The organism is Paenibacillus sanfengchensis (assembly GCF_036864765.1).
GTDB lineage: Bacteria > Bacillota > Bacilli > Paenibacillales > Paenibacillaceae > Fontibacillus > Fontibacillus sanfengchensis.
In genome coordinates, this window is sequence record NZ_JBAGJC010000010.1 from 113,029 (window position 1) to 137,182 (window position 24,154).

24 protein-coding genes and 1 other annotated feature are annotated in these 24,154 nt (G+C 53.4%); of the genes, 10 read left to right on the forward strand and 14 right to left on the reverse strand.

Features of this window, described 5'->3' with window-relative positions; genetic code table 11:
• Nucleotides 1–24: 24 nt before the first annotated feature.
• Nucleotides 25–465, reverse strand: a complete 441-nt coding sequence (locus tag V4U84_RS19805) for a hypothetical protein (RefSeq protein ID WP_334075417.1) — start codon at nt 463–465, stop codon at nt 25–27.
• 237 nt (nt 466–702) lie between these two features.
• Between V4U84_RS19805 and V4U84_RS19810 the strand changes: the two genes are divergently transcribed.
• Nucleotides 703–1,875: an MFS transporter gene (locus V4U84_RS19810; protein WP_334077803.1), complete on the forward strand. Its 1,173-nt coding sequence runs from the start codon at nt 703–705 to the stop codon at nt 1,873–1,875.
• 400 nt (nt 1,876–2,275) lie between these two features.
• Nucleotides 2,276–2,623 (forward strand): toprim domain-containing protein, encoded by a 348-nt coding sequence (locus V4U84_RS19815; RefSeq protein ID WP_334077804.1) that lies wholly within the window; start codon nt 2,276–2,278, stop codon nt 2,621–2,623.
• A gap of 19 nt (nt 2,624–2,642) precedes the next feature.
• Here the strand turns inward: V4U84_RS19815 and V4U84_RS19820 are convergent, their stop codons facing one another.
• The 3 genes from V4U84_RS19820 to trpS all read right to left on the reverse strand — a co-directional run bounded on the left by V4U84_RS19820 (nt 2,643) and on the right by trpS (nt 5,401).
• A complete protein-coding gene (locus V4U84_RS19820) occupies nt 2,643–3,242 on the reverse strand; it encodes an SCO family protein (protein WP_334075353.1) in 600 nt (199 codons plus the stop codon).
• A 13-nt stretch (nt 3,243–3,255) separates the two neighbouring features.
• A complete protein-coding gene (cyoE, locus tag V4U84_RS19825) occupies nt 3,256–4,203 on the reverse strand; it encodes a heme o synthase (protein ID WP_334077805.1) in 948 nt (315 codons plus the stop codon).
• Nucleotides 4,204–4,414: 211 nt separating this feature from the next.
• Complete coding sequence (gene trpS, locus V4U84_RS19830; protein WP_334077806.1) at nt 4,415–5,401, reverse strand: tryptophan--tRNA ligase; 987 nt, start codon at nt 5,399–5,401, stop codon at nt 4,415–4,417.
• Between the two features lie 86 nt (nt 5,402–5,487).
• Nucleotides 5,488–5,722 (reverse strand) — a binding site (T-box leader).
• A 139-nt stretch (nt 5,723–5,861) separates the two neighbouring features.
• Here trpS and V4U84_RS19835 point away from each other — a divergent pair.
• Nucleotides 5,862–6,839, forward strand: a complete 978-nt coding sequence (locus V4U84_RS19835) for an aldose 1-epimerase (protein ID WP_334077807.1) — start codon at nt 5,862–5,864, stop codon at nt 6,837–6,839.
• Between the two features lie 159 nt (nt 6,840–6,998).
• Nucleotides 6,999–7,226, forward strand: coding sequence for an alpha/beta-type small acid-soluble spore protein (locus V4U84_RS19840; protein WP_334075349.1), 228 nt, complete (start codon nt 6,999–7,001; stop codon nt 7,224–7,226).
• 70 nt (nt 7,227–7,296) lie between these two features.
• Here V4U84_RS19840 and V4U84_RS19845 read toward each other — a convergent pair whose 3' ends face one another.
• The 4 genes from V4U84_RS19845 to V4U84_RS19860 all read right to left on the reverse strand — a co-directional run bounded on the left by V4U84_RS19845 (nt 7,297) and on the right by V4U84_RS19860 (nt 12,231).
• Nucleotides 7,297–7,722 (reverse strand): O-methyltransferase, encoded by a 426-nt coding sequence (locus V4U84_RS19845; protein ID WP_334077808.1) that lies wholly within the window; start codon nt 7,720–7,722, stop codon nt 7,297–7,299.
• A gap of 116 nt (nt 7,723–7,838) precedes the next feature.
• Complete coding sequence (locus V4U84_RS19850; protein ID WP_334077809.1) at nt 7,839–8,921, reverse strand: NAD(P)/FAD-dependent oxidoreductase; 1,083 nt, start codon at nt 8,919–8,921, stop codon at nt 7,839–7,841.
• A gap of 132 nt (nt 8,922–9,053) precedes the next feature.
• Nucleotides 9,054–10,052, reverse strand: a complete 999-nt coding sequence (locus V4U84_RS19855) for a copper amine oxidase N-terminal domain-containing protein (RefSeq protein WP_334077810.1) — start codon at nt 10,050–10,052, stop codon at nt 9,054–9,056.
• Nucleotides 10,053–10,428: 376 nt separating this feature from the next.
• A complete protein-coding gene (locus tag V4U84_RS19860) occupies nt 10,429–12,231 on the reverse strand; it encodes a M3 family oligoendopeptidase (RefSeq protein ID WP_334077811.1) in 1,803 nt (600 codons plus the stop codon).
• A 129-nt stretch (nt 12,232–12,360) separates the two neighbouring features.
• On the opposite strand from V4U84_RS19860, the gene V4U84_RS19865 reads away from it, so the two are divergent.
• Complete coding sequence (locus V4U84_RS19865; protein WP_334075344.1) at nt 12,361–12,534, forward strand: YycC family protein; 174 nt, start codon at nt 12,361–12,363, stop codon at nt 12,532–12,534.
• The gene (locus V4U84_RS19870) at nt 12,531–12,767 is read left to right on the forward strand and encodes a hypothetical protein (RefSeq protein WP_334075343.1); all 237 of its coding nucleotides are present in this window, start codon (nt 12,531–12,533) and stop codon (nt 12,765–12,767) included. Before V4U84_RS19865 ends, V4U84_RS19870 begins: the two co-directional genes overlap by 4 nt.
• A 31-nt stretch (nt 12,768–12,798) precedes the next feature.
• Here V4U84_RS19870 and V4U84_RS19875 read toward each other — a convergent pair whose 3' ends face one another.
• Nucleotides 12,799–13,497, reverse strand: coding sequence for a DUF2225 domain-containing protein (locus tag V4U84_RS19875; RefSeq protein WP_334077824.1), 699 nt, complete (start codon nt 13,495–13,497; stop codon nt 12,799–12,801).
• 45 nt (nt 13,498–13,542) lie between these two features.
• The gene (locus V4U84_RS19880; RefSeq protein ID WP_334075342.1) at nt 13,543–13,926 is read right to left on the reverse strand and encodes a globin domain-containing protein; all 384 of its coding nucleotides are present in this window, start codon (nt 13,924–13,926) and stop codon (nt 13,543–13,545) included.
• A 374-nt stretch (nt 13,927–14,300) separates the two neighbouring features.
• Between V4U84_RS19880 and ylbJ the strand changes: the two genes are divergently transcribed.
• The 3 genes from ylbJ to V4U84_RS19895 all read left to right on the forward strand — a co-directional run bounded on the left by ylbJ (nt 14,301) and on the right by V4U84_RS19895 (nt 17,908).
• The gene (gene ylbJ, locus V4U84_RS19885; protein ID WP_334075341.1) at nt 14,301–15,542 is read left to right on the forward strand and encodes a sporulation integral membrane protein YlbJ; all 1,242 of its coding nucleotides are present in this window, start codon (nt 14,301–14,303) and stop codon (nt 15,540–15,542) included.
• A gap of 67 nt (nt 15,543–15,609) precedes the next feature.
• Nucleotides 15,610–16,413, forward strand: a complete 804-nt coding sequence (locus V4U84_RS19890) for an NAD kinase (protein ID WP_334075340.1) — start codon at nt 15,610–15,612, stop codon at nt 16,411–16,413.
• Nucleotides 16,414–16,438: 25 nt separating this feature from the next.
• The gene (locus V4U84_RS19895; protein ID WP_334075339.1) at nt 16,439–17,908 is read left to right on the forward strand and encodes a S41 family peptidase; all 1,470 of its coding nucleotides are present in this window, start codon (nt 16,439–16,441) and stop codon (nt 17,906–17,908) included.
• A gap of 68 nt (nt 17,909–17,976) precedes the next feature.
• On the opposite strand, the gene V4U84_RS19900 is transcribed toward V4U84_RS19895, so the two are convergent.
• Together V4U84_RS19900 and lipA are read right to left on the reverse strand one after the other, a co-directional pair.
• Nucleotides 17,977–18,315, reverse strand: coding sequence for a YutD family protein (locus tag V4U84_RS19900; RefSeq protein ID WP_334075338.1), 339 nt, complete (start codon nt 18,313–18,315; stop codon nt 17,977–17,979).
• Between the two features lie 21 nt (nt 18,316–18,336).
• On the reverse strand, nt 18,337–19,236 hold the full coding sequence (gene lipA / locus V4U84_RS19905) for a lipoyl synthase (RefSeq protein ID WP_334075337.1): 900 nt from the start codon (nt 19,234–19,236) through the stop codon (nt 18,337–18,339).
• 162 nt (nt 19,237–19,398) lie between these two features.
• Here lipA and V4U84_RS19910 point away from each other — a divergent pair, with 162 nt between their 5' ends.
• Entirely contained in the window at nt 19,399–20,448 is a 1,050-nt protein-coding gene (locus tag V4U84_RS19910) for a M23 family metallopeptidase (protein WP_334075336.1), read from the forward strand.
• Between the two features lie 74 nt (nt 20,449–20,522).
• Here the strand turns inward: V4U84_RS19910 and yunB are convergent, their stop codons facing one another.
• Nucleotides 20,523–21,491, reverse strand: a complete 969-nt coding sequence (gene yunB / locus V4U84_RS19915) for a sporulation protein YunB (protein WP_334075335.1) — start codon at nt 21,489–21,491, stop codon at nt 20,523–20,525.
• Between the two features lie 421 nt (nt 21,492–21,912).
• Entirely contained in the window at nt 21,913–24,069 is a 2,157-nt protein-coding gene (locus V4U84_RS19920; RefSeq protein ID WP_334075334.1) for an alpha-galactosidase, read from the reverse strand.
• Nucleotides 24,070–24,154: the final 85 nt, after the last annotated feature.

Below are 24,154 nucleotides of genomic sequence, written 5' to 3' on the forward strand. Positions count from 1 at the left end.
CCTCCATTCTCGATGTCTTTATTATTAAGGGGTGTTTTGTTTCGCTTGCTGAATAAACGCCTCCAGCGTATCGCTCACTTTCCACTCGCCCAAAGAAACGCCATGGAACATGACCTTGACTTTCCCGTCGCCCTCTTTCCCGCTAACTTCCAGGTTGGGGGTTTTGATGGTGAACGTACCGTCCGGGTTCCGCGTCATCTTCGCATCGGCCGCTTCCTTCTTCATCATATTCATCGCTTCACTGCGACTGATCTCCACCGCCTGATCCTTCACTGTCGTGATGGCGTCCCCGATATCCTTCAGTGAAATTCCGCTATAGATGATGACAAAAGCCGCAATGACAAGCACCAGCGCCCATTTAACAAGCGTCTTCACAAAATTCAAAATCAGGAACAGCACGACCAGCGCAACTACGATCACCAGCCAGTTCTGCTTTAAAAACTCCGTCCATACTTCTAAATTCAAATCAAACATCAGCTATACACTCCTACCATCCGTTTTCGTCACATACTGTACATCATTCATGTTCATCATTCATGCACTTTCCCCATTATACATGATGGCCCAGGGCGGTGTCAGCTTAACCCTTTTTACGGGGGATTGGCCGAATAATCGGGCATGCAAAAACCAATCCACGGTAATAAGTTCGTCCCTTAAAACGTACAAGTAGAGCATAAAGACTTTCCCAGGGGAGGCAAGGTAATGAAGATCGCAGCGTTTTGGCTTTATTTTTTTATGTTCCTAGCTTTCTTTGACCTTCACGCCCAGTATCCGATCCTGACGCCATTTGCGCTCTCGATCGGAGCCGCCCCCGCCTTTATCGGCTGGATGATGGGAGTTTACGCCCTGACGCATCTGCCCGGAAATCTGCTGGCGGGGCAGGGTGTGGACCGGCACGGCAGCAAAGGATACATGGTTTTCAGCCTATTGGGGGCGGGGATCATCCTGCTGATGCAGGCGCATGTCACCGAGCCATGGCAGCTGCTGGTGCTTCGCTCCATCAGCGGATTCGTGCTCGCTTTCTTGTCCCCGGCGTGCCTGGCGATGCTGGCTTCTCTCGGCAAAAACGCCGTTCAGCAAGGAAAACTGATGGCCGGCCACGGAGTCATGCATACGCTCGCCTCCGTCGTTTCGCCTGCGGCCGGGGCATTTCTTGTCGCGAATACAGGCTACACGCTCACATTTCAGTCGTTGGGCTGGCTTTTGATCGCAACCGGCATCATCGCCATCTTTACGATTCACGAGCCGAGAAGAGCCATCCCGGGTGCCTCCGGTCCCGGCCAGGCTACCCAGGCCCAAATCCCTGTCAAACTCAATGTCATCCCGCTCAGATACTATATCCTCCCGCTGGCGGTGTCCTGTTCGCAAGGGATTTTGTTTTTTGAGCTTCCCCTCCAGGCTGGAGGAACTTCCGGTATTTTGCATACCGGGCTGTATTTCTCCCTGATCAGCTTGGGTGCGCTCACAACGCTGTCGATGCTCTTTCTTAACCGCTATTCCCCTTACCTTCGGGCGATAGCGGGAATTTTGGGCATCGCCCTTTCCTTTTTCGCGTTGGCGGCACTGGAATTCATCCCCCTACCCGTCTCGCTCTTTGCGCTCGGGATGGCCAAGGGGGTCACCTTTCCGGCCATCGCTTCCGTCTTTATCGACCTTAGCGGCGGGAAACGGCTCGGGACCGTCTTCTCCTTGCAATCGATCGCGATGTCGATCGGCTCCTTTATCGGCCCGATTTCGGCCGGGATGATTCATGGCGTCTACTCGCCTTACTTCCTGGCATTTCTGCTGCTGATGATTGCCCTGCTCTTCGCCCCGCAGCGGAGACCCATAGAAACCTCCGCCCCGCCGGCACAAATCGGCACACACCGCCTCTAAACGCGAGGCAAGGACTATTTTCCGGCTTTGGGCAACAGTACAGGGCCATAGGTTTCCTCCCCACATAGGATATCGTGTAGAAACTACTTAGCGACCTAGAGAGCGGGGTGAACCTATGGGCCACATCGATCCTTGCGGGTCGGGGCCGGCTGTTGGAGGCATATGGACCTCGACCGGAACCATTCTCGTATTGTATATTTTGCTGGTGATTGTCTTGCGCTCCCCCTTTTTTTACTGCTAAAGCGCCTCAACCAAGGTCCGCCCGAAAGGCGGACTTTTTACTTTTCCCGGGAAATATGTCGTAATCCCGTTTTGCATGAATCCCTCTCGGGGGTATACACTACATATAAAGAGTATTTCTAAACACAGCTTCCATGCGCAAAAAGTTGGAGTGATGACGTTGTCCATCTGTATTATCGTTGAAGGCAAAAATGACCGCAGCAAGCTGCGGCGGCTTTTGAGCGAAGATGTGCGGATTTATTGCACATTCGGCACCCTGAACACCCTTAAGCTGGAGGCGCTGCGCAAAAAGATAAAGGATGACGAAGTTTATCTGTTCATGGATAACGACTCTTCCGGCAAAAAGATCCGCGGCGTTCTGAGGGATATCTTCCCGGACGCGGAGCAAATTTACACCCGCCGCGGTTATGCCGGAGTTGAGGGGACTCCCGACGAATATGTCATCGCCCAATTGGAAAAGGCCGGCCTGGAAGAATACATCCTGTATCCCCCGGCCAGCCCTTACTAGAAGCCGACATCCCGATCCTTTACTCTTTGGCCAGATCCGCCACGCCTTGAGCAATTTCGGCCGCGGTGGCTTCAGGACGGTAGATTTCCCGCAGGTTGCCGTCCCGGTCGACCAATCCGATCAGGTCCATATGGACAAAATTGCCGTCCTGGTCTTTATTGATTAGAATCTTAAATGAATTCATGGCGAGATCGATCGTCTTCTGCTGGTCTCCCCGCAGGAAGTACCAACCGGAGTAATCCGCTTTGAATTTGTCCCCGAAAGCTTTGATATTCTCCAGCGAATCTCTCTCAGGGTCAAAGGTGATGGAGACGATGGAGGCGTCCTTGCCGAACAGCCCCTTCTCCTTCAACTCATCCTGCACCTGACTGAGCCGGAAAGTGGTTATAGGGCACACGTCGGGGCAATTGGCGAAGAAAAAGTAGAACAGTCTTACCTTGCCATTGGTGTCTTCCAGCGTGACGGTCTTCCCGTCGACATTTTCCATGCTGAAGTTTTCCACCGGCCGGATGACCGGAAGCTTTGGCTTGGCGAATGCTTCCCAAAGGAGATATCCCGCCAGAACGATGCAAATCGCCAATAGAATCCAGGTCCATTTGTACTTCTTCAACAGGGTCATATCCGATCCTCCATTATAGCCGCACCGTATCCAAAATCATCACAATCAAGGCGATGGTCAGGTAATTTACCGAGAAAAGAAACACTTTCTTGGCCCAAATTTCATTGGCGCCTTCCTCTTTGGAGGAAATGCCCTTCAGCGCCATCAGCAGCCAAGCGGCGGACAAAGCTACCCCGATCACCAAAAACCATAATCCGGTGTAATCGAATACATACATCAAGATCGGGATCGGAATCAGCAATACCAAGTAAGGAATCATCTGCAGCTTCGTTCTCGGAATCCCTTTGACGACGGGAAGAAGCGGGAATCCCGCAGCCCGGTACTCCTCGACCCGGCGAATGCCCAATGCCCAAAAATGCGGCGGCTGCCACAAAAAAAGCAAGGCGAAGATCAGCAACGCGCCCAAATTCACGGTTCCGGTAGCGGCCACATAGCCGATCAATGGCGGCATCGCCCCGGAGATCGCGCCGATCGATGTGCTCCAGGTGGATGTACGTTTAAGCCATAAGGTATAAATAATAACGTAGACAAACATCCCCACGAGCCCGAAGGCCCCGGCCAAAAGACCGGAACAGGAGAATAATACCGCGGCTCCGATGACCCCTAAAATCACGGCGTACCAGAGAACGGTTCTCGGCGACAATTTTCCGATTGGGAGAGCGCGGTTTTTCGTCCGTGCCATTTTGGTATCCAAATCCCGGTCGAAATAGTTGTTAAACACGCAGGATGACGCCATGATCAAAACGGTTCCGACCAACGTCAAAACCAACTTTAAATAGTCCAATTGCCACTGCGATGCAAGCCAAAACCCGGCAAACACCGCGATCAGGTTGGAGCGCAGAATTCCCGGCTTGGTCAGCGCAACAAAATCTTTCCATGTTGCCGCTTCTCCGGGTGGCGTATTGCTCACAGACAGCGCCGCAGAATCCGCAGGTGCATGGTAACTGATTTGTTTATCCACTTGAAATTATGCCTCCTATAATTGAGATAGAGGTAAATATATATAAAAATTCATTAAAAATTCCGCAATTTCTTCCCTACGCTATAAACTTTATCATATCAAAATGCGAAAGTGTTTGACAATCGTTTGATCTTTGGGTGAATTTATGACAATTCGGTGACGCACAAAAAAATCCGGACAGATATCTGCCCGGATGATTTCCGTTACTTCATTATTCCGCCAAAAAACCCATTAGCTCCTGCACATCTCGCAGCGTCTTCTCCGCCATCTCCGCGGCCCGTTCGGCGCCTTGACGCAAAATGCTCCGTATCTCGCCGGATTCGCGAATGTCCCGATAGCGCTGCTGGATCGGTTCGAGCGTGCCGACGACCACCTCGGCCAAATCCTTTTTGAACGGTCCGTACATTTGCCCCTCGTAACGCAGCTCGACTTCCGGGATGCTCAAGCCGGAACATTGGCTGTAAATCGAAATGAGATTGCTGACCTCCGGCTTTTCCGCCGGATTGAATTTCACTTCCCGGCCGGAATCCGTCGTCGCCCGGCTGATCTTCTTGCGAATCACGTCCGGCTCATCCAGCATTCCAATATAGCTGCCCGCGTTCGGATTGCTCTTGCTCATTTTTTTCGACGCGTCGTCCAGCGACATGATCCGGGCCCCCACCTTGGGAATGTATGGTTCCGGAATCGTAAAGTAGTCGCCGTACCGGTGATTGAATCGGCCGGCCAAATCCCGGGTCAACTCCAGATGCTGCTTCTGATCCTCGCCTACGGGAATCAGATCCGCATTATATATGAGGATATCCGCGGCCATCAAAGACGGGTAGACGAACAAGCCAGCCCCTACGGAATCCTTCCCTTCCGATTTATCTTTAAACTGGGTCATTCGCTCCAGTTCCCCCATATAGGTGAGCGTCGTCAGCAACCATCCCAACTGGGCGTGTTGGCGCACGTGGGATTGCATGTACACGTTCGCTTTATTCGGATCAATCCCCGCCGCCAAATATAAAGCGGCTACCGATTCGGATTGCTCCCGCAAATCGGCCGGGTCTTGCGGAACAGTGATGGCATGGAGATCCACCACCATAAAGTTGCAGTCATATTCATCCTGCAAGGTGACAAAATTTTTCAACGCTCCGATATAATTGCCCAATGTCAATTTGCCGCTGGGCTGAATGCCGGAAAGCACTCTTTTCTTCATAATCAACCAACCTCCGTTATACATTGAAATAAAAACCTTCTCATCGTCGGCTTGCGTGGGTACGGACGCAAAAAAGCCCCACATCCGCAAGGGACGTGAGACCGTGGTGCCACCCTAATTCGCCGAAAATGTCACAAAACATTTCGCGGCCTTTCGATTCCGTAACGTGGAACAAACGGCCGGCATACTGGGAAAGTCCATTCAACGTTCTGCACGGCACTCAAGGGGCCATTCGGTACGGCATTTCCTCCGGTTCGCATCAACCACCGGCTTTCTGAAGGAAGCAAAACCTTACCTACTTGTCCCTGTCATCGCATTTACAATATTCACGCTTTGATATAAGATCATCATAATGCCCGGCAAAGTGCCATGTCAAATCCATTTTTCGTCCCAAAGAAAAAGTGTTATGATTAGTCTAGGCTTAGGGATACGATTATTATGTGGGAAAAGGAGCAACGATATGAAAAAAGTGACCAAAGGGCAATGGAACGGTTACGATACGTATATCTTACATAGCCGTGAACTTGAAGTCACACTGCTACCCCGACTCGGCAATAATGTCATTCGCATCTGGGACCACATCCAGCAGCGCGATGTGCTGCGTGGTCCGGAAGAAAGCGATCTTGATTTCTATTTGCAAAAACCATATCACTTCGGAATTCCGCTGCTGATTCCGCCCGGCCGTATCCGCCGTGGGCGGTTTACGTATGCCGGCGAGGAATTCCAATTTGACCGTAACACCGCAAACGACAACCATATCCACGGATTGCACCGTACGCAGGCTTGGCGTGTGAGCGATATCGACGAGGACGATGAAGGCTGCGCAATTACTACCGAATTCATCACCAGCGATGATGCGAACTGGATGAGACAGTTCCCCGTCCCGCTCAAGCTGGAAATGACGCTCCGGCTTCAGGGCTCCTCTTTAAAACAAACGTTTAAAGTAAGCCATCTGGGCGATCGGCCCGCCCCTTTCGGTTTGGGGCTGCACACCTGGTTTCTGCTGGACGGCGAGCCGGAACGGTGGAAGCTCACGCTCCCGGTATCGGGACTTTATACTTCGGATCAGGAATTAATTCCAACCGGAGAGACCGTTCAACTCGGCGAGCTCGAAGCGCTGAATGAAGGGTTGAATCTGAAAGGGACTAATTTCGACACTATGCTGCGCATTGGCGGCAAGCCGGTGGAAGCCGATTTAATCCGCAGTGACGGATACGGCCTCCGTTATTCCGCCGATCCTGAATATTTCAAGCATTGGGTTCTTTATACCAAAGGTGAAGCGGACCAATTTCTTTGCATTGAACCCTACACCTGGCTGCCGGATGCTCCGAATTCCGGTCTTTCCCCTTCCGAAACCGGATTGATCGATCTCCAACCGGGGGGACATCTTGAGTTAAACGTTCAACTGGATATGATCTATCCTACCGAAGAAGCTTAATATTGGGCTTTGAGCCGCCTCGTGATCTTCATGAGCGGCTCTTTTTGTTGTTTAAAGGAGAAATGCAATAATTTCCACTGCTCTAGTTTAGAGGTTTGCCGCATATTTTACGCTCCGAAAACCATACTAACATCACAAAGCCCGAAGGAGGTGACAAACATGGCACAAGGACGCGGCGGCAGCCGTAACAACCTTATCGTTCCTCAAGCAACTGCTGCTTTGCAACAATTGAAATTTGAGGCAGCTCAAGAATTGGGCGTGACGATCCCGCAAGACGGTTACTATGGAAACTACACTTCCCGTGAAACCGGTTCCCTTGGGGGTTACATCACCAAACGTCTGGTACAATTGGCAGAGCAGCAATTGTCGGGTCGTTCGAACCTGTAATCCGTAAATTTCCCTAGTGACCTATAGGGAGACAGGCGATCTGCCATAAGCAGGTCGCCTGTAGTGTTTTTTATGAAGACAAATCAGAGCGCTTATCTTGATATGTACCCGTGGCATTCTTGCGCGGATAACGCTGAATCATAAGATTAGCCATGTTGTAATTGGATTCCAGAACGGCGTCCACAACCACGGTATCCTGCTTAAGCGCAAAATCGTAGCTGATTTCGCCATGAGTCCAGTACTTTTTGTACTTCAAAGCTTCGATCGCCATCGTCCGGAAAGCTTGCCATTGGCTGGCCGAGAGTCCCTTGTCCTCCTCGGTCAATTTGCCGTTCCGACCCGCAATCGGATTATGCCGGATCCCGAATTTGCCGATGACGTTATTGCGAATTTGGATGAATACGGTCCCCGATGTCATTCCCCCCAACTCGGTCTCCAGTTCTTTAAAAACAAGATCCATCTGTCTAGCGAGTGAAAGCTGATCGGTGTTCAGCATATTCACCCTCCCTTCCTATAAAATTGCCTATTTAGTAATAGGACTTATGTCTCATTATATGTCATTCTTATGTATCGTTCAACAATAAACAACATATTTGGTTAAATATTGCTTGTTTATTGAATTCCGGTCCATCTCAATAAACGGGACGCTATCTTCAATACATCAAAGCGTGTGGTCAGCAACTTTTCGCCCATTTTACCATTGAGCATTTTAACAAGCCTGTCTTTTTGCCCGGTATCCAGCCTCTCGTATAACTTTCGTATAACCATTGAATTGTCATAAGACGCATGAATCGCCCGGGTCGCTTCTATGTAAGGGGTGCCGCCGCATAGATCTTCAGCCGCATAAATGCCCGACAAAATGGCGGGAAATTGTCCAAAACCAAACAACGGCATCACGCTGTCCAGGCAATTCCCGGTAAAAAAGGTGTTTCCGACTCTGGCTCTGCGGCACTGTCCCACCTTGTAGCCGTTGACTTCAAATTGATCCGTAACCTGCAGGTCCTGACCCAGATCCGTACAAACCCGGTCGAAAAACAACGCCCACTTCTCTTTCAATTCCAAACCATCATCATTAACCCCCTCGCGAAACGCAATGACAATATTGGCCAGTTTTTCGGTAAAAGGGAGTAGATAGCCGTATCCTTTAGGCGCAAAGCGGTCATCCAGCCAACTTATGACCCGATACCGCGAAAATTCTCCTTCTACGGTAGCGCCTTTTAAGGTAGCGGTAAAATCCGTCCTGAAATTGTGAACGGCCGCTGTGTAGGAAGGATCCCCGGTGGCTACCACCACATGGGTAAACTCCTTTAAGAGGTGCTCGTATGACTGCTCCGCATGAAAATGAATCTTCGACTTCACTTGCCGCGCCAACTGGTTTTCCCACGCGTCCTCCTGTCTGCCCCGATGATTGCAGAAGCCCAAGTTCCCCGTAAGCACGGCTTTTTCGTTGGCCGACCGAATCACAAATTCACTGATGTTCGAGGAGGGTTGGAGATAAATTTGATACCGGTCCGCCAAAAAAGCGATTTCGTCACGTATCGGCCGTGAAAAAACCGAAATCAGCGCTTCCATATTCGCAAAGCGATCTCCCGGGCAACTGCGCTTTTCAAACACCGTCGGAGATACGCCCATTTGCTCCAGCCGGATGGCGCAAGCCAGCCCGGACAACCCCGCCCCCATAACCGCCACCTTCATTGTATCGGCTCCGCTCCTTTGTTATGTTTAATGCCCAGTTCCTAGAATTCCCCTTGTCCAGCCGGTCTACACCTAAGCAAAGAGGACCGGCGTCATAGCACCGGTCCTCTTTGTGAATTGCAATGTTGTCACTCATTCCTTCGTTGCTTTATCCTCGTATACCACAACGGATTGGGATTCCGCCTCCCATTTCACTACAGCCCCGAGCGCCTCGCTTACAAAACGCGCAGGCACCAGCGTGCTGCCCGAGACAACTTGGGCAGGAACGTCAAGGGTTTGCTTTTTACCATTCACTGTAGCATTTTTCGAACCAACGACGAGCTTAACCGTAACCCCGTCCTTCGTTACCGTAATCGTTTGATCTTTCGGGCTCCAGATCACATCCGCCTTGAGCGACTCGGCGATCACTCTGAACGGCACGAGCGTGTTTCCGCTGCTCACAACCGGATTCACGCTGGATGCCGGCTCTTCACCGTTTACATAAAGCTTGACGCCCCGTTTACCCAACTTCTTATAAAATTTGCCGAGCTTTTTGTAGGAATCCAGGTTCGTCAAATCGGCCAAAATCGCTTCCTTCTGGACATAAACCGCATCGGTCACGCTGCCTTGACGATCCAGAAGGTCCGCCGCTTCGGACAAGGCGTCTTCCGCTTTAACGATTTTTTCCAACTTGGCTTTCATTTCATCGTTGAGCTGCGCTTCATACTTCGTCAGCAAAAGATCGGCGAGTACCGCCCCCGCGGGCTTGTCCTTGACGTTTTCTATCGCGCGAAGAAGTCCTTTGTAACCTTGGGGACCTTTGTTTTTGTATGTATCATCCGTAACCGAGGTCTTTTCGCCGGCTTTTTCCTTATCTTTACCCTTGTCTTCTTTATCTTTTCCTTGTTCCTTATCTTTCCCTTTGGATTTCTCTTCGGACGGAGTTACTGCTTCTTTCTTAGCTTTGCCCTCGGCACCCATTTCCGGCTTCTCCGGCTTGCCATCCTGTTTCGATTCCGCCTTGCTTGGCTCCGCGGCCGTCGTCTCCTTGTCCGGCCCCTTGCCGTTTCCCGACTTGGCTGAAGCGGCCCCGGCACTAACCAGACTGATTGCCAAAACACAGGAGAGTGCAACTAACCATTTTCTTGTCATACTGTCTGCCTCCTTATATGGGATATTCATCATCCTATATATCGGAAGACAGGAATCGGAACTTCAGAGCCAATTCCTTACAGTACAGTGAACCGGCGGACCTTATTACCCTGTTGCGGGACGAGAAATCGGGGATTGGCCCCGCTTTTATTCAAAATAAGACCCTAAAACGCCGCTATTTCACACCACTCAGCCAAATGCGACAAAATAGCGCCGCAAAATACCCCTATTCATCCGCACGGCAAAGGAAGTGGCCGCTGAGGCCGAATGAACGGGGGGAGACGAGAACACCGTTCATTCGACAGAAAGGACAAAGGCCGCCCCCGTCATCTCTTAAAAATGACATGGGGACGGCCTTTTTAAATAAACCGCAGACCTATTCGGTCAGCTTCAGGAACAGCTTGACGTCTTCAACCACAACATTGACGGCTTCCCGCCAGAAGTCCGGCTGCGTCAAATCAACGTTCAAATGTTTGGCCGCCAGTTCCTCCACCGTCATCCGTCCGGTATCCATCAGCAGCGCGTCATATTTATCGGCAAAGCCTTCCCCTTCGCGCGAAGCCAGGGCGTAAATGCCCGTGCTGAACAAATAACCGAACGTGTACGGATAATTATAGAATGGGACGTCCGTGATATAGAAATGCAGTTTGGACGCCCAGAAATGCGGGTGGTACTTGCCTAAAGCGTCCATATACGCTTCACGCTGCGCCTCTTCCATCAATTTACACAGCTGCTCCGGCTCCAGCAGCCCTTGCTTCCGTTTCTCATAGAAACGCGTTTCGAACAGGAAGCGGGCATGAATATTCATAAAGAAGGTAACGCCGTTGTTGATTTTGTCCGCCAGCAAAGCGATTTTTTCTTTTTCGCCCGCCGCATTCTTCACCAACGCATCGCCAACGATCATTTCCGCGAACGTCGAGGCGGTTTCGGCCACATTCATCGCGTACTCCTGGTTGAATTGCGGAAGCTCATCCATCAAATACTGATGGTAGGCATGCCCGAGTTCATGAGCCAATGTCGCCATATTCGATACGGTACCTCCGAAGGTCATAAAGATGCGCGTCTCCTGGCTAACCGGCAAAGAGGTGCAGAACCCGCCGGGCCGCTTTCCAGGACGATCCTCCGCTTCCACCCACCGCCGGTTAAACGCCTCGACCGAGAAATCCGCCAGCTTCGGACTGAATTTCCGGAATTGCTTCACGATTTCCGCCGCCGCTTCATCGTAAGTGATTTTGCCGGTCACCTCGCCCAGAGGCGCCTCCACATCGGTCCAGTTCAAGCGTTCCACGCCGAGCAGCTTCGCTTTCCGTTCCAGATAAGAGACGAGAACCGGCTTCGCCTCCTGAATAACCCGCCACATCGTATCCAGCGTCTCCCGGGACATGCGGTTGATATCCAGCGGTTCCTTCAGAATATCGTCCCAGCCGCGTTTCTCATACATCTTCAGACGGAAGCCCGCCAACCGGTTCAACGTATCCGCGCAGTAATCGGCAACCTGGCTCCAGGCCTCTTCCCACTTGTCAAATGTGGTCTCGCGGACATCGCGGTCCGGATCATCCAGCTTGTTGGCAGCCTGGCCCACGGACAGGAGCGCGCTTTCCCCGTGATCGTCCGTAAACGGTACGCCGACTTTGGCGACGATCGTATCGTAGTGTTGCCCCCAGCCGTGATAGCCGTCAACCGCCAATTCGGCCGCCAGGCTTTCCAGCTCCGGAGCAAGCTTCTCCCGGGCCGCTTGCCGCTTCTCGGAAAGAACGAACGAGATCGGAGAGATTTCCGTCCGCTCCATCCAAACGTTCCATACCGGATCTTCCGTCATCCGCAGCACGCTTTGAAACTGGGTCATCGCGTTTTCATACGCCGCCCGCAGGCCGGTGACTTTGGCGGCCAGTTGAACGGCTTTCTTGTCATGCTGATCCTGCGCGGCCAAACAGCCGACAAAGCTGTCCGCTTCCGTAATACGCGCGCTGGCGCTCTGCAGCCCCTCGATCACCTCGTCAAAAGTCCGGGTTTCCTCTACATTAGCCGGTGGGATCATGCTTATCAGCCGGTCATGCAAAGTCTTCAAGTCCTCGCCCAATTGATGGAGAAAACGCTGAAACTCCGCGGAAGACGATCCTCCCGGAAAAATGGAGTCAAGCTCCCATGTCGGATTAACCGGATTCTTCAATGGTTCCATAAATCTCGCCCTTTCCTCCCGCCTTATTGATGCGGGGTGGATTAAAAGTGTATAACTATAAGTACAAGTTCGCCCTGATCCAAGTTATTTATTAATGCAATAGGGTAAAAATCTCAAGGAGGTATTTCCATGAAGCCGCTGCAAATTTCACCGGAGACCGCGGTCAAACTGGCCGCCGAGCTCAAGGTCCCGATCGAGCATCTGATGCACATGCCCCAACATATACTACTGCAAAAAATCGCGGAGCTGGCGAAGCGGGACGCCGAAACGAATAAAAACAACGACCCGGGTCAACCGACATGATCCCTTTCGAAAAAACGCTGCCATACGACATTGTGATGGGGGATGTCTATGTACATGAGTGTCCATACTGCAGCAGCAGTAATGTCCTGCTTCCCATCAAGCCCAAGGATATTCTTCATGTCCGCGAGGGCAAGAAAAAACTGCTCGTATTTCCCTGCTGCGGCAACAAGGTCACCATCCTGGACAGCGATGCCGACTATTTGCTCACGGATACCGTGCTCCGCCGGTCCTGAGCCCGCCCGTCAAGCGGAACCGCGGGGCCGCTCAACCCCGCATTTCCTCGGGCAGATCCTGGCCTTTATTTAGCATTTCCTCGCGAAGCAGGGCCCACTGTTCTCTGCTGGCCCGAATCATCGCCGCATCCATAATCCGCTTATCGTTAATAACGCGGGAGAACCATTTGACCGCATCATTGTCATTCCCCGTCCGGCGGTGAAGCTCGCCGATGAGATACATCAGACGGGCGTCGCTTCCCTGCGTATCTTCATTTTCAAAAACGCGAATATAAGAGTCCAAGGAATACTTTAAAAATCGCTGCTCTTGTTCCTCATTTCCCTTATAACGGTATAACCAGGCGATATGATGCAATAGGCTCGCAATGATCCGATCCTTCTCCCCGATCGTCTGAGCACACAACAACCCCAGCTTGTATGCTTCAAGAGCCGCATCCCAGTCCCGGGCCCCGCCGTAGTCCCGGTGATTCATGCGCCGGCCGATCTGCTCTTTAAACTTGGTGCGCTGCTGTTCCGTGAGCTTCGGATTGAAGTTTTCCGTCGACGCAAACCCGCAGGACGGGCAGATGCGCACGACATAGTAATCCGGGTTCTCGTTGCGGTAATACCCGCAAAAGTCGGTATCGGTACGGACCGCCCGTTTAAAGCTAGGGCGCACACGCGAGGTAGAAAAACTGGCTTCACAATTGATACATTCCACCTTGATCTGGTAAAGCGGTTCTAACTCCACTGATTCCACAGGACTAACATCCTTTCATTTCCGACTAAAATAAACTTACTCCTCCGTCGTGTTGACAAAGTGAAATGCGGGGCCGGATAAGCGTTGAAGCACAAGGTCCCGCAGCGGTTTCTCCGCGCCGATTTCCTCCAGGGCGGCGGACATGCAGGCCAGCCAGGCTTCGGCCCGTTCCGGAGTCACGGGAAACGGAAGATGGCGCGCCCGCATCATCGGATGGCCAAAGGCATCCGAATACAGGGAAGGGCCGCCGAAAAACTGGCTCAAGAACATGTACTGTTTCTCCATCACAGGCCTAATGTCTTCGGGAAACAGCGGCCCCAGCAGGGGATCGGCTTGAACTTTCGGGTAAAAAGCCTCAACCAGCTTACGGATCGTTTCGGCCCCACCCAAATTGTCGTAGATGCTTAAACTTGGATTCACAGGCGATCTCCATCTTTCAATAATTTTAAACTGCACTCTAATTATACCAAATTCAGGTCAAAAAAAAATAAAAGCTCCCGAAAGGAGCTTCTACGTATTAGGTGACCTCTTCATTGAGGATGCTCAATAGCTGCGCCAATCCTCTTCACCGGAATGGACGAGAGAGGCGCGAATGACGTATACGAAGGCGCATACGAGAACACCGGCGACAAAACTCATATTCAACACTCCATCCATTATCGATTTATAGTCACATTTTATCATAAAGATGCAAAAAATACAGCCCCATTTGTAATCGCTTTCTTCGTTTTTTTGTGCTGTTTGTCCCGCTGGACTCATACAATTCACTATGATCTCAATGGGGGCGTTATTTTATGAATCCAAAGCGGTGGAGCGCTCCGCTCCTGCTATTTATGGCTGTTATTCTGGCAATAATGATGGTGGCTTATCCGCATGCCTCCTGGAAAGCGGGAGTCCGCGGGCTGGCAATTTGGTGGGACGTGCTGTTTCCGTCCCTGTTCCCCTTTTTCGTTATCTCCGAATTGATGCTGGGCTTTGGCATCGTCCACTTTCTCGGGAAACTATTGGACCCGCTGATGAAGCCACTGTTCCGCATTCCCGGCAGCGGGGGTTTCGTCGCGGCGATGGGATTCGCCTCCGGGTATCCGGTAAGCGCCAAGCTGGCGACCAAGCTGCGGGAGCAGCGGTTGGTGAGCCGCGTGGAAGGAGAACGTCTCGTTTCCTTCACCACCTCGTCCGATCCGATTTTTTTGATCGGCGCCGTCTCGATCGGTTTTTTCGGCGATCCCAAGCTCGCCGGCCTCCTCGCCGCGGCCCACTACGGCAGCGCCCTGCTGGTCGGATTGTTGATGCGCTTTTATGGGACCAAAGAAGGTCCTGAAGCGGCGGAAACCGCGACGAAACAGGCCCCCTCGTCCCGCTTCAGTCTGCGTGCCGCAGTGCGGGCGATGCATGAGGCCCGCCTGCAAGACGGGCGCAGCCTTGGCGAACTGCTGCGCCAGGCCGTGACCTCCTCGCTTCAGTTGATGACTGTTGTGGGGGGGCTGGTCGTATTTTTTTCCGTCATTTTGGAGGTGCTGACCGTCTCCGATATGATGAGCGCCTTTTATTCCGGTGTCCGGGCATTGCTGCCGGTAACCGGCCTGCCCTCGGAACTGGCGGAACCTTTGGTCGGCGGGATTTTTGAAGTGACGCTCGGAGCCAAAGCAGCCGCTTCCCCCGAAGGAGTTCCCTTGATGTACAAAGCCGCCGCCGCGGCCTTTATCCTTTCCTGGGGCGGTCTGTCGGTGCACGCCCAGGTTGCCAGTATTCTCAACGGAGCCGACCTTCGCTACCTCCCATTTCTGGTCGCCCGGTTAATCCACGCCGTTTTGTCCGCCATATTGGCCATCCTGCTCTGGAAGCCGCTTATGAGCTCGGCTCCGGTCCTTTTTCCCCTGGCTGTCACCGGAGGTTCAAGTCTTTCCGGTTGGAGCTCGCTGCCGGACAACATGCTGATATCCGCGGTGGTCCTCATCTCGTTGGTCATCCTATCGCTGCTGACCGCATGGCTTCGCCGGATGACCTCGGGAACGGGCGGCAAGCAAGGAAAATGAAAGATTGTGTTCTGTTTCGGAATTGATTATGATCGTTACAAAAGGAAAAATAAAGGAGCCTTTCATCTTGAGATATTACGTTCTGGACCGAGGAGATCAACTGTCCGTTGACTTAAGCGAATCCTTCCATAAGCTAGCGGCGGCGCAAGGCTTGCAACTGGATGCCGAATCTCCGGATATCGTCGTATCGATCGGCGGAGACGGCACCATGCTTCACGCTTTTCATACCTTCATCGACCGGATTCCATCCATCGCATTCGTAGGCGTACATACCGGCCATCTCGGCTTCTATGCCGATTGGAAAGCGGACGAGATTCCGGAACTGGTCCGGATGATGAGCAGCCATCAGGAGGAAGGGAAACTCACCCCGCGCATCGTGCGTTATCCTCTGGTGGACCTGGAAATCCGCAAAAAATCGGGAACGACCTCCTATGTCTGCCTCAATGAGTTCACGCTAAAAAGCGTCGACGGCACCGTCGTTGCCCAGGTCGATATCAATGACCACATGTTTGAAATGTTTCGCGGTGACGGGATCTGCGTATCGACTCCCTCGGGGAGCACGGCTTATAACAAGAGCCTTGGCGGAGCCATGATTCACCCTTCCATCGAAGCGCTGCAAATCTCGGAGATCGCTTCGATCAACAACCGGGTATTCCGAACGATGGGCTCGTCCCTCGTGCTGCCCAAGCATCATCATTGCGATATCTACTCGCGGAAGGAGCAAAATCTGGTGCTTACCGTCGATCATATCACCCTTCCCATGGATGATCTGATTTCCGTCCGCTGCCAAGTGGCGGCTCACAAGATCAGCTTCGTGCGTTATCGTCCCTTCCCTTTTTGGGAACGGGTCCGCAACGCTTTCCTGGGATGAATCCACAGCAAAGGACACTTTAACTATGAAATTGAACAAGCCCCACAAACTATGGCAAAAAGCGCTGGTCTCCCTGCTGGCCTTTCCGCTCCTGGCTCTGCCGCAAACGGCCGGGGCCGCCGCGGATCAGGCGGAGGCGGAGGCTGGCGCACAGGCTTCGGAACTGCAAGTGATCCAGGAGGTTTTGGACTACCTGGATACGTATAACATCGAGGGAGTAAAGAGGGAAGAACTGCTGGACAACGCCATTCGGGGGATGGTTTATTCCCTGGACGACCCCTACAGCGATTATTTCACGGCCGAGGAGCTGAAGGAATTTGAGAACAGCGTCAATCAGGAGTTTGTCGGGATTGGCGCAACGCTTCGTTTCTCCGGACACAAACTGTATGTCACCGACGTTCTTCCGGGTTCTCCGGCCGTAGCGTCCGGCCTTCAAAAAGGCGACGTCATCGCCAAAATCGACGGTGAGCCCGTAAGCGGAAACGAGGATATTCTGCGGATTCAAGGCGAAGAGAACACCAAAGTGGTTCTCGGCGTTACCCGTGGCGGCCAAGCGCTGAGCATCACCGTCACCCGCAATCCGGTCTCGCTTCCGGCGGTGACTGGAAGCTATCTGCCCTCGGGGCGGATCGGGTATATCGCCATCTCTTCTTTTTCCGAGAAAGGGGATAAGGAGTTTTCGGCCGAACTGGACAAGCTCCGCGACAAAGGAATAAGGTCCCTCGTCCTCGATCTGCGGGATAATCTCGGCGGTTATGTGGAGACGGCGGCGAATATCGCCAAGTATTTTATGAAGAGCGGAACGCTGATGTATACCTCCGGTCAGAACAATGAACTGGAAGCCGTTACGATCTCGGGCGGGCAGGACATCGGGATCCCGGTCGTCATTTTGACGAATGAGCTTACGGCGAGCGCATCCGAAATCTTGACCGGCGCTCTCCGGGACAACGGGATCGCGACGGTGGTCGGGACGAAAACGTACGGCAAAGCCCGGATCCAGAATGTGTTCAGCTTATCCAACGGCAGTTCCCTGAAGCTTACGGTCCAGCGGTATCTCACGCCAAACCGTGAAGACTTCAACCACGTCGGCCTCAACCCGGATATCGAAGTGAAGAATAACGCCGTCGCCCAGTTGATCACCGGCTTGTACAAAGGGGGAGCAAGAAGCCTCGAAATTAGCGGAAGCCCGGCCACTTTGAGTGTGAACGGCGTTTCTTTCCGCGGTTATATCGATTCCTTTAAAGACGGAAACAAGGTCTATGTACCCTCACGCATCATAGGCGCGCTGATGAAGGGAAATGTATCTTGGACTACAAGCGGCAGGAAACTGACCGTGGCGGACGGTAACGGAAAAGCGGCCGGATTTACGGTCGGAGCAGGGGACGTCAAGTTGATGAACGGCGAAACCTATGTGGAAATGCATAAGCTGGCGGGCAAGTTTCCGCGCTTAACGTGGTCCTATCAACAAGGCGGCATACAGTTATCTTACAACTAGAACGTTTGGCAACCCGAACTTATTTAGTTTATATGCCCAAACTATATTCAGTAAAAAAAACGGTTCCCCTATGACTCGGGAACCGTTTTTTCTTCGCTCGGCGCAGATTTGCCGTGAGCCTGTTCTTTCTGCGGATCCTTCACTTTGTGCAGCACAAAGTATTTGCATCCGAAGTTACAGTATTCGTTGATATAATCCGTAATCCCGGAAAAAGCCGTGTCCTTGTTCGCCTTCGGATGGTTGTCCCGCAGGAACCCTTTCAACCTCAGCTTCTCGTAGCCCCAATCGCCGATAATGTAATCATACCGGTCCAGCACTTCGCTGTATCTTTGCTTAAACGCTTCGGGGTCCCAGGCATCCTTGTAGTTCTGAATTAATTCGTATGTTCTGCCGCCGATTTGAATCAATGGCTTTCCCTCCTTCACCGCTTAACTGGATGCGGGCACACCTTCTTTATGATTCTTCGCCGATTTCACCTGTTCATGGGCATGATAGGAACTGCGGACCAGAGGCCCCGACTCCACATGGCTGAAGCCGCGCTTTAAGCCTTCCTCTTTCAGCTCCGCAAACTGCTCGGGCGTATAGTACTTCTCCACATGCAAATGCTGCGGGGACGGCTGCAGATACTGACCTATTGTCAGAATATCGCAGTCCACGGCCCGAAGATCGTCCATCGCCTGCAAGATCTCGTCCCAATTCTCCCCTACACCGAGCATAATGCTGGATTTGGTAGGGATGTCGGGCTTCATGGATTTGGCGCGCCGCAAAAGTTCAAGGGAGCGGCGATATTTCGCCTTTGCCCGAACCCGATCGGACAACCGTTCAACCGTCTCAATATTATGATTCAGGATGTCGGGCTTCGCCTCCATTACGGTGCGCAGCGCTTCCTCGTTCCCGAGAAAATCGGGAATCAACACCTCCACCGAGCAAAGCGGGAGACGCTCGCGAATGGCCGAGATCGTCTGTGCAAAGATCATGGCGCCTCCGTCATTGAGATCGTCCCTCGCCACGCTCGTTACGACACAGTGACGGAGGTTCATCTTCTCCGCGGCTTCCGCCACGCGTCCCGGCTCCTCCAAGTCCAGCTCGGTAGGCATCCCCGTATTGACGGCGCAAAACCGGCAAGCCCGGGTGCAAATGTCGCCCAGGATCATAAAGGTCGCGGTACGGTTGGCCCAGCATTCATAAATATTCGGACAACGCGCTTCCTCACAAACGGTATGTAAGGTTTTGGAGCGCATCATATTTTTAATATCCTGATAGTTATCGCCGGTGGTCAGCTTAATTCGAATCCAATCCGGTTTAGGTTCAATCACACGTTTAGACAAATCCGGAAACCTTCCTTCTTGTGGAATCAGCTATAGCGCCATTTATTATACCATGAATGGGCTGGAAATACCTACAGTAATACTGGAATAGTAATGGAATAAAAACACAGCGTTAGCCTCATCCTAAAGGACAGCCACTTTCATCGAAGGAGGAGATCTTCCTTGAAATCTGATAATTTGTCACGCAGCCGGACGATTCGCAGCGTCATTTGCGTACTGGTGCTGGCTCTGTTGTCCACGGCGCCCGGTTTCGGCGCCGCCGCGGCCGAGGCCCCGGGAACACCGGCCCCCCAAGGCGAGAAAAATGTGGATAAGCTGAGGCACAGCTTGTATCGGGAGATCGGCATGCTGACGCATATCCCCTGGTATTGGCTCGCGGCGATCGATCAATATGAACGGACGATTACGCCACGTAAAAAAGGGCAGCCGGAACCGTTAAAAAAACTGGTCGGGATCCGTTTCAAGGAGGCGTTCTGGGCAGGAGCGTTAAATCCCGACCTGGCCGACACGAATCCGGCTACGATCGAGCTGTTCGGTGGAATCGGCAAAGACGCGACGGCCGACGGAGAGGCAACGCCCGAAAATGACCGGGATGCCCTGTTCACGATGGCTACCTATTTGAACGGTTTCGGGTACGAAGAAGATGACTTTCGGATCGCCCTATGGCGTTACTACCAAAACGATTCCTCCGTGACACGCATCCGCCAGTTCGCCAAAATCTACCGTACGTTCGGTCGGGTCAACCTCTCGGACACCGCTTTCCCTCTGCCGGTAAAAGCCACTTACACTTACCGCGACACTTATGGGGACCGGCGCGGATGGGGCGGCCTGCGGATCCATGAAGGGACCGATCTGTTCGCCCCTTACGGCGTCCCGGTCCGCAGCGTCTGCTACGGGATTGTGGAAACCAAAGGCTGGAATCCCTATGGAGGTTGGCGCATCGGCATTCGGGACCTGAGCAACCGGTATCATTACTACGCACACCTCCAGGGCTATGAGAAAAATATCGAAGTTGGCGACCCGATCGAACCCGGAAAAACGGTCGGATGGGTGGGCAGCAGCGGCTACGGCCCTCCCGGCACCCAAGGCCGCTTCCCGCCGCATCTTCACTATGGCATTTACCGGGACACCGGGACGGCCGAATGGGCGTTCAATCCTTACCCGCTTCTTAGACAGTGGGAGCAGGCGGATCGCAAGCGGAAGCAGCGATAAGATCCGGATCAAACAGAAAATGGCGCCGCAGGAGTGGAAACCTGTGGCGCCATTTTATTTGGGTTTGCCGGTTCTTAACGGGAACCGTTTGGGTGTTCCGGGGATGACTCTCCGTTTATCTCCTCCCCCTTCGGAGAGGCATCGGACGGCGGATCCCCGGTTTGCGGGTCGGCCTCCTGGCGCCCATTCCCGGCGCCTTCTCCCTCGCCATGGCCCTCGGTCCCGTCGACGCCTCCTCCACCGGTTCCCGGAGCACCGCTGTCCGCTTCCGGGTCCGTTCCGTGCGCACCCGACTTTCCGGGCTGGGACGGCAACGCGATGCTCGGGGCTCCCCCCTGATCGCCTACCGGATTTCCCTTGCTGTCGTAGTAATACATCGGAACTTCTCCCACCACAAGCAGATAGGAGACCGGAATTTCCGTCTCCACAGCCTGCGGCTCCATGTCAAACGGAACGACAACGGCCAGCTCCGTGCGTACCCGCAAATAAACCTCTACCAGAATATTGTTAATTCCCGCGTCCTGCCGGCGGGTGTTCAAATCGACTTTCACATCGCCTTTGGGCTCGATCTTGATCGGGATACTTGGCCCGAACGAAGCCAGGATCGGACTGCCCAACGCCTGGCCGAGCGGAATGTGTTCCGAAAGACGGGCCACCTCGTCCAGCGTGTTCCGGACGGTATGAATCGTGTCCGACGTGATCCGCATATGGGCCGAATAGTTCAGCATGAAGCCCGAGACTTTTCCCGCTCCGTCCGTCTTCCAGTCGATCAGGTTGCCGACATGCTCCTCATTCGCAACCTGCGCCGTAATCGCCTCATTGATCGATTCCGTGGCGAGCTGCTTGACCCGGATTTTAGCCAAATGCATGATCGGCTCCCGCATATGACGCTCGACATAACTAAAAAACTGAAAAAAGACGAAGATCACGACAACGCCCGCGAGGAGCCACAGTTTTCGCCGGCTGATCGGCCTTCGGCTGCGCCCGCTGCTCCACCTTCTTACCCTCCGGTAACGCCATCCCCTTCTGAACCGCACCTTCATCCCCCCTGCCCTGTCCATGGGTGCCTTCAATACAGGGTATGCGCCTATCCGGAAAAAAAGAAGACCGGGCCTTTAAGCCTGTTCGGGGATTCCAGCACCCGCCGGATCATCATTAACGGACTAACAGACTCAGTAGCCGCTATTTTGGCAAAAAGCCTCTTTCCGGATTCTAACGGAACTCATAGCGCCTATCTCCCTCCATCGCCGTCCAAAGTGCGGTGCTACAAACAAATAACGGCTATGATTTCCGTTAGAGTTCGAAATCGGCCTTTTCGAGAGATATTGCGGCTATTGCTTCCGTTAGAAATTCTTCAGCCGCGGAAAAGTCTGTCAAACAGAAAAAGCCTGCGAATTCGCAGGCTTTTTCGTATGGAGCAGGTATCCGCTCTTTTCCGCTTCCTTCAGCTCTCCTCAGTTCTCCTCAGCCCTCCACGGCTTTCAGCTTGAACATCACGCTGGCATAATCGCCTTTCATTTCGGGAAGGGTCAGGCCAATTCCCATAAGCCGGTCGCCGGGCAGTACACCATCCGTGCCTTCGATCCGGTAATCGTAGTCAGGATGGAGACCTCGGAGGGCGAGCCGCCGGTCCGGAGTGTTAGGCTCGGCCAGCACCCGGAAATAGAAGGCCAGCGCTTCCTTCCGGTCGGCGGACACGAACATCCACGCGGATTCGCCGCCTTCAAACGGGCTCAGCAGCCGGTAGAGATCGCCCTGTTGAACCAATGAGCGAATCTCCTTGTAGGCCCGGACCTGTTCCTTCACGATGTCCTTCTCCTCATCCGTAAACTTCGTCAAATCCAACTCATAGCCGAAGTTGCCGGACATCGCCACATCACCGCGCATTTTCAGCGAGGTCATCCGCCCGACCTGATGGTTCGGCACCGCGGAAACATGGGCCCCGATCGAGCTGATCGGATAGACCAGGCTGGTGCCGTACTGGATCTTGAGCCGCTCGACCGCATCGGTGTTATCGCTGGTCCAGGTTTGCGGCATGTAATACATCATGCCCGGATCAAACCGGCCGCCGCCGCTCGAGCAGTTCTCGAACAAAATGTGCGGGAACTCGGACGTCAGCCGCTCAAGCAGTTCGTACAGCCCCAGCACATAGCGGTGGGCGATCTCGGCCTGATGCTCCGGCGGGCTCTGTACGGAACCGATTTCCGTCAAATAACGGTTCATATCCCATTTGATGTAGGAGACCGGTACCGTGCTGAATATGCCGCTCAGCGTGTTGTAGATATATTCCCGCACATCCGCGCGCGAAAAATCAAGCACAAGCTGCCACCGCGCCTCCGAACGGCGCCGGCCTTCGACGTGAAGGCACCAGTCCGGATGCTGGCGGTACAGGTCGCTGTCCGGCGAGATCATCTCCGGCTCCACCCATAATCCGAACTGCATATCCAGCGCCTTGACCTGATTTGCAAGATCGGTCAGGCCGCCGGGAAGCTTGCGGAGGTCGGGCGTCCAGTCGCCGAGGGAAGATCTGTCGTTGTCCCGCTTGCCGAACCAACCGTCGTCGAGCACGAAGAGCTCGATGCCCAATTCGGCGCCCGCCCGTGCAATCGCAACGATCTTGTCCGTGTTGAAATCGAAGTAGGTCCCTTCCCAGTTGTTGACCAGGATCGGCCGTTCCCGGTCACGATGCGCGCCGCGGCTCAACCGGGTCCGGTACAAACGGTGATACGTTCTCGACATGGCTCCGAGCCCGGCCTGCGAATAGACCATCACGGCCTCCGGAGTTTGGAAGGATTGTCCCGGTTTCAAAATCCAGTTGAAATCAAACGGATTCAGCCCGATGGACAACCGCGTGCTCTTGAAGGGGTCCACTTCGGCCTGGGCCGCGAAGTTGCCGCTGTATACCAGGCTCAGGCTGTACACCTTGCCGTGCTCTTCCCCTGCGCCCGGCTCCGCCAGCGCGACAAACGGGTTCAACTGATGCCCGCTGACCCCCCGTCTGCTCTCGATGACCGTTCCTCCGGGTCCGAGCGGACGACGCTCCATGTGCGCTTCCCGGGCCCAAGTGCCGGCCAGGTAGATCATGTCGAAGTCGGAGCGAGGCAAATCGACACTGGCGCTCAGCGCCCGCATCAATTGAAGAGTGTCCAACCCGGAATTGATGATCCGCGCCGACCGGGTTACCGCGTCGGAATGTTTAAATACGGTATAGCTCAAGAACACCGTGAGGCCGCTGTATTCGTCTTTCAACTCCAACTCCAGCGTTTCGGCCTCCTCCTCGCTTTCGGCATAAACCGCTGGCAGCCCTTCAAGCTGTGGCTTACCGCCGAGAATCCGGTGTCCCTGATACTTCAGCTCCGTAATCCGGGAACCGTCCTCGAGCCGGACCTGATACGCCGGGTGGCGGAAATCCCCCGACCCGTACTGCGGGTACTCCTGTGGAAGCCGGTCCAGCGCAAGATTGCCGTCCAAATTAATGAAGCTTTGCGGGCGGTCCGTTATGCGCAGTTTTTGCCCCCAATACGCATGTGCGGGATAGCCGTTCACAATTTGCAAGATATAGCTCATATTCTCCGATTGGAGATGAAAGATTTGTTCCTCTTCATGATAATGAATCGCCATAATAATCCCCTTTTCGACAAAATTCATAACCTTATCGTACTATCCCCATCATAAGTCCGACCGTCTAAAGGCGTAAATGGAACAT

Excerpts from the sequence above, each read along its gene's own strand:
- V4U84_RS19810 (WP_334077803.1), top strand. The coding sequence starts at position 703 with ATGAAGATCGCAGCGTTTTGGCTTTATTTTTTTATGTTCCTAGCTTTC.
- V4U84_RS19820 (WP_334075353.1), bottom strand. The coding sequence starts at position 3,242 with ATGACCCTGTTGAAGAAGTACAAATGGACCTGGATTCTATTGGCGATT.
- trpS (WP_334077806.1), bottom strand. The coding sequence starts at position 5,401 with ATGAAGAAAAGAGTGCTTTCCGGCATTCAGCCCAGCGGCAAATTGACA.
- V4U84_RS19835 (WP_334077807.1), top strand. The coding sequence starts at position 5,862 with ATGAAAAAAGTGACCAAAGGGCAATGGAACGGTTACGATACGTATATC.
- V4U84_RS19840 (WP_334075349.1), top strand. The coding sequence starts at position 6,999 with ATGGCACAAGGACGCGGCGGCAGCCGTAACAACCTTATCGTTCCTCAA.
- V4U84_RS19845 (WP_334077808.1), bottom strand. The coding sequence starts at position 7,722 with ATGCTGAACACCGATCAGCTTTCACTCGCTAGACAGATGGATCTTGTT.
- V4U84_RS19850 (WP_334077809.1), bottom strand. The coding sequence starts at position 8,921 with ATGAAGGTGGCGGTTATGGGGGCGGGGTTGTCCGGGCTGGCTTGCGCC.
- V4U84_RS19855 (WP_334077810.1), bottom strand. The coding sequence starts at position 10,052 with ATGACAAGAAAATGGTTAGTTGCACTCTCCTGTGTTTTGGCAATCAGT.
- V4U84_RS19860 (WP_334077811.1), bottom strand. The coding sequence starts at position 12,231 with ATGGAACCATTGAAGAATCCGGTTAATCCGACATGGGAGCTTGACTCC.
- V4U84_RS19865 (WP_334075344.1), top strand. The coding sequence starts at position 12,361 with ATGAAGCCGCTGCAAATTTCACCGGAGACCGCGGTCAAACTGGCCGCC.
- V4U84_RS19870 (WP_334075343.1), top strand. The coding sequence starts at position 12,531 with ATGATCCCTTTCGAAAAAACGCTGCCATACGACATTGTGATGGGGGAT.
- ylbJ (WP_334075341.1), top strand. The coding sequence starts at position 14,301 with ATGAATCCAAAGCGGTGGAGCGCTCCGCTCCTGCTATTTATGGCTGTT.
- V4U84_RS19895 (WP_334075339.1), top strand. The coding sequence starts at position 16,439 with ATGAAATTGAACAAGCCCCACAAACTATGGCAAAAAGCGCTGGTCTCC.
- yunB (WP_334075335.1), bottom strand. The coding sequence starts at position 21,491 with ATGAAGGTGCGGTTCAGAAGGGGATGGCGTTACCGGAGGGTAAGAAGG.
- V4U84_RS19920 (WP_334075334.1), bottom strand. The coding sequence starts at position 24,069 with ATGGCGATTCATTATCATGAAGAGGAACAAATCTTTCATCTCCAATCG.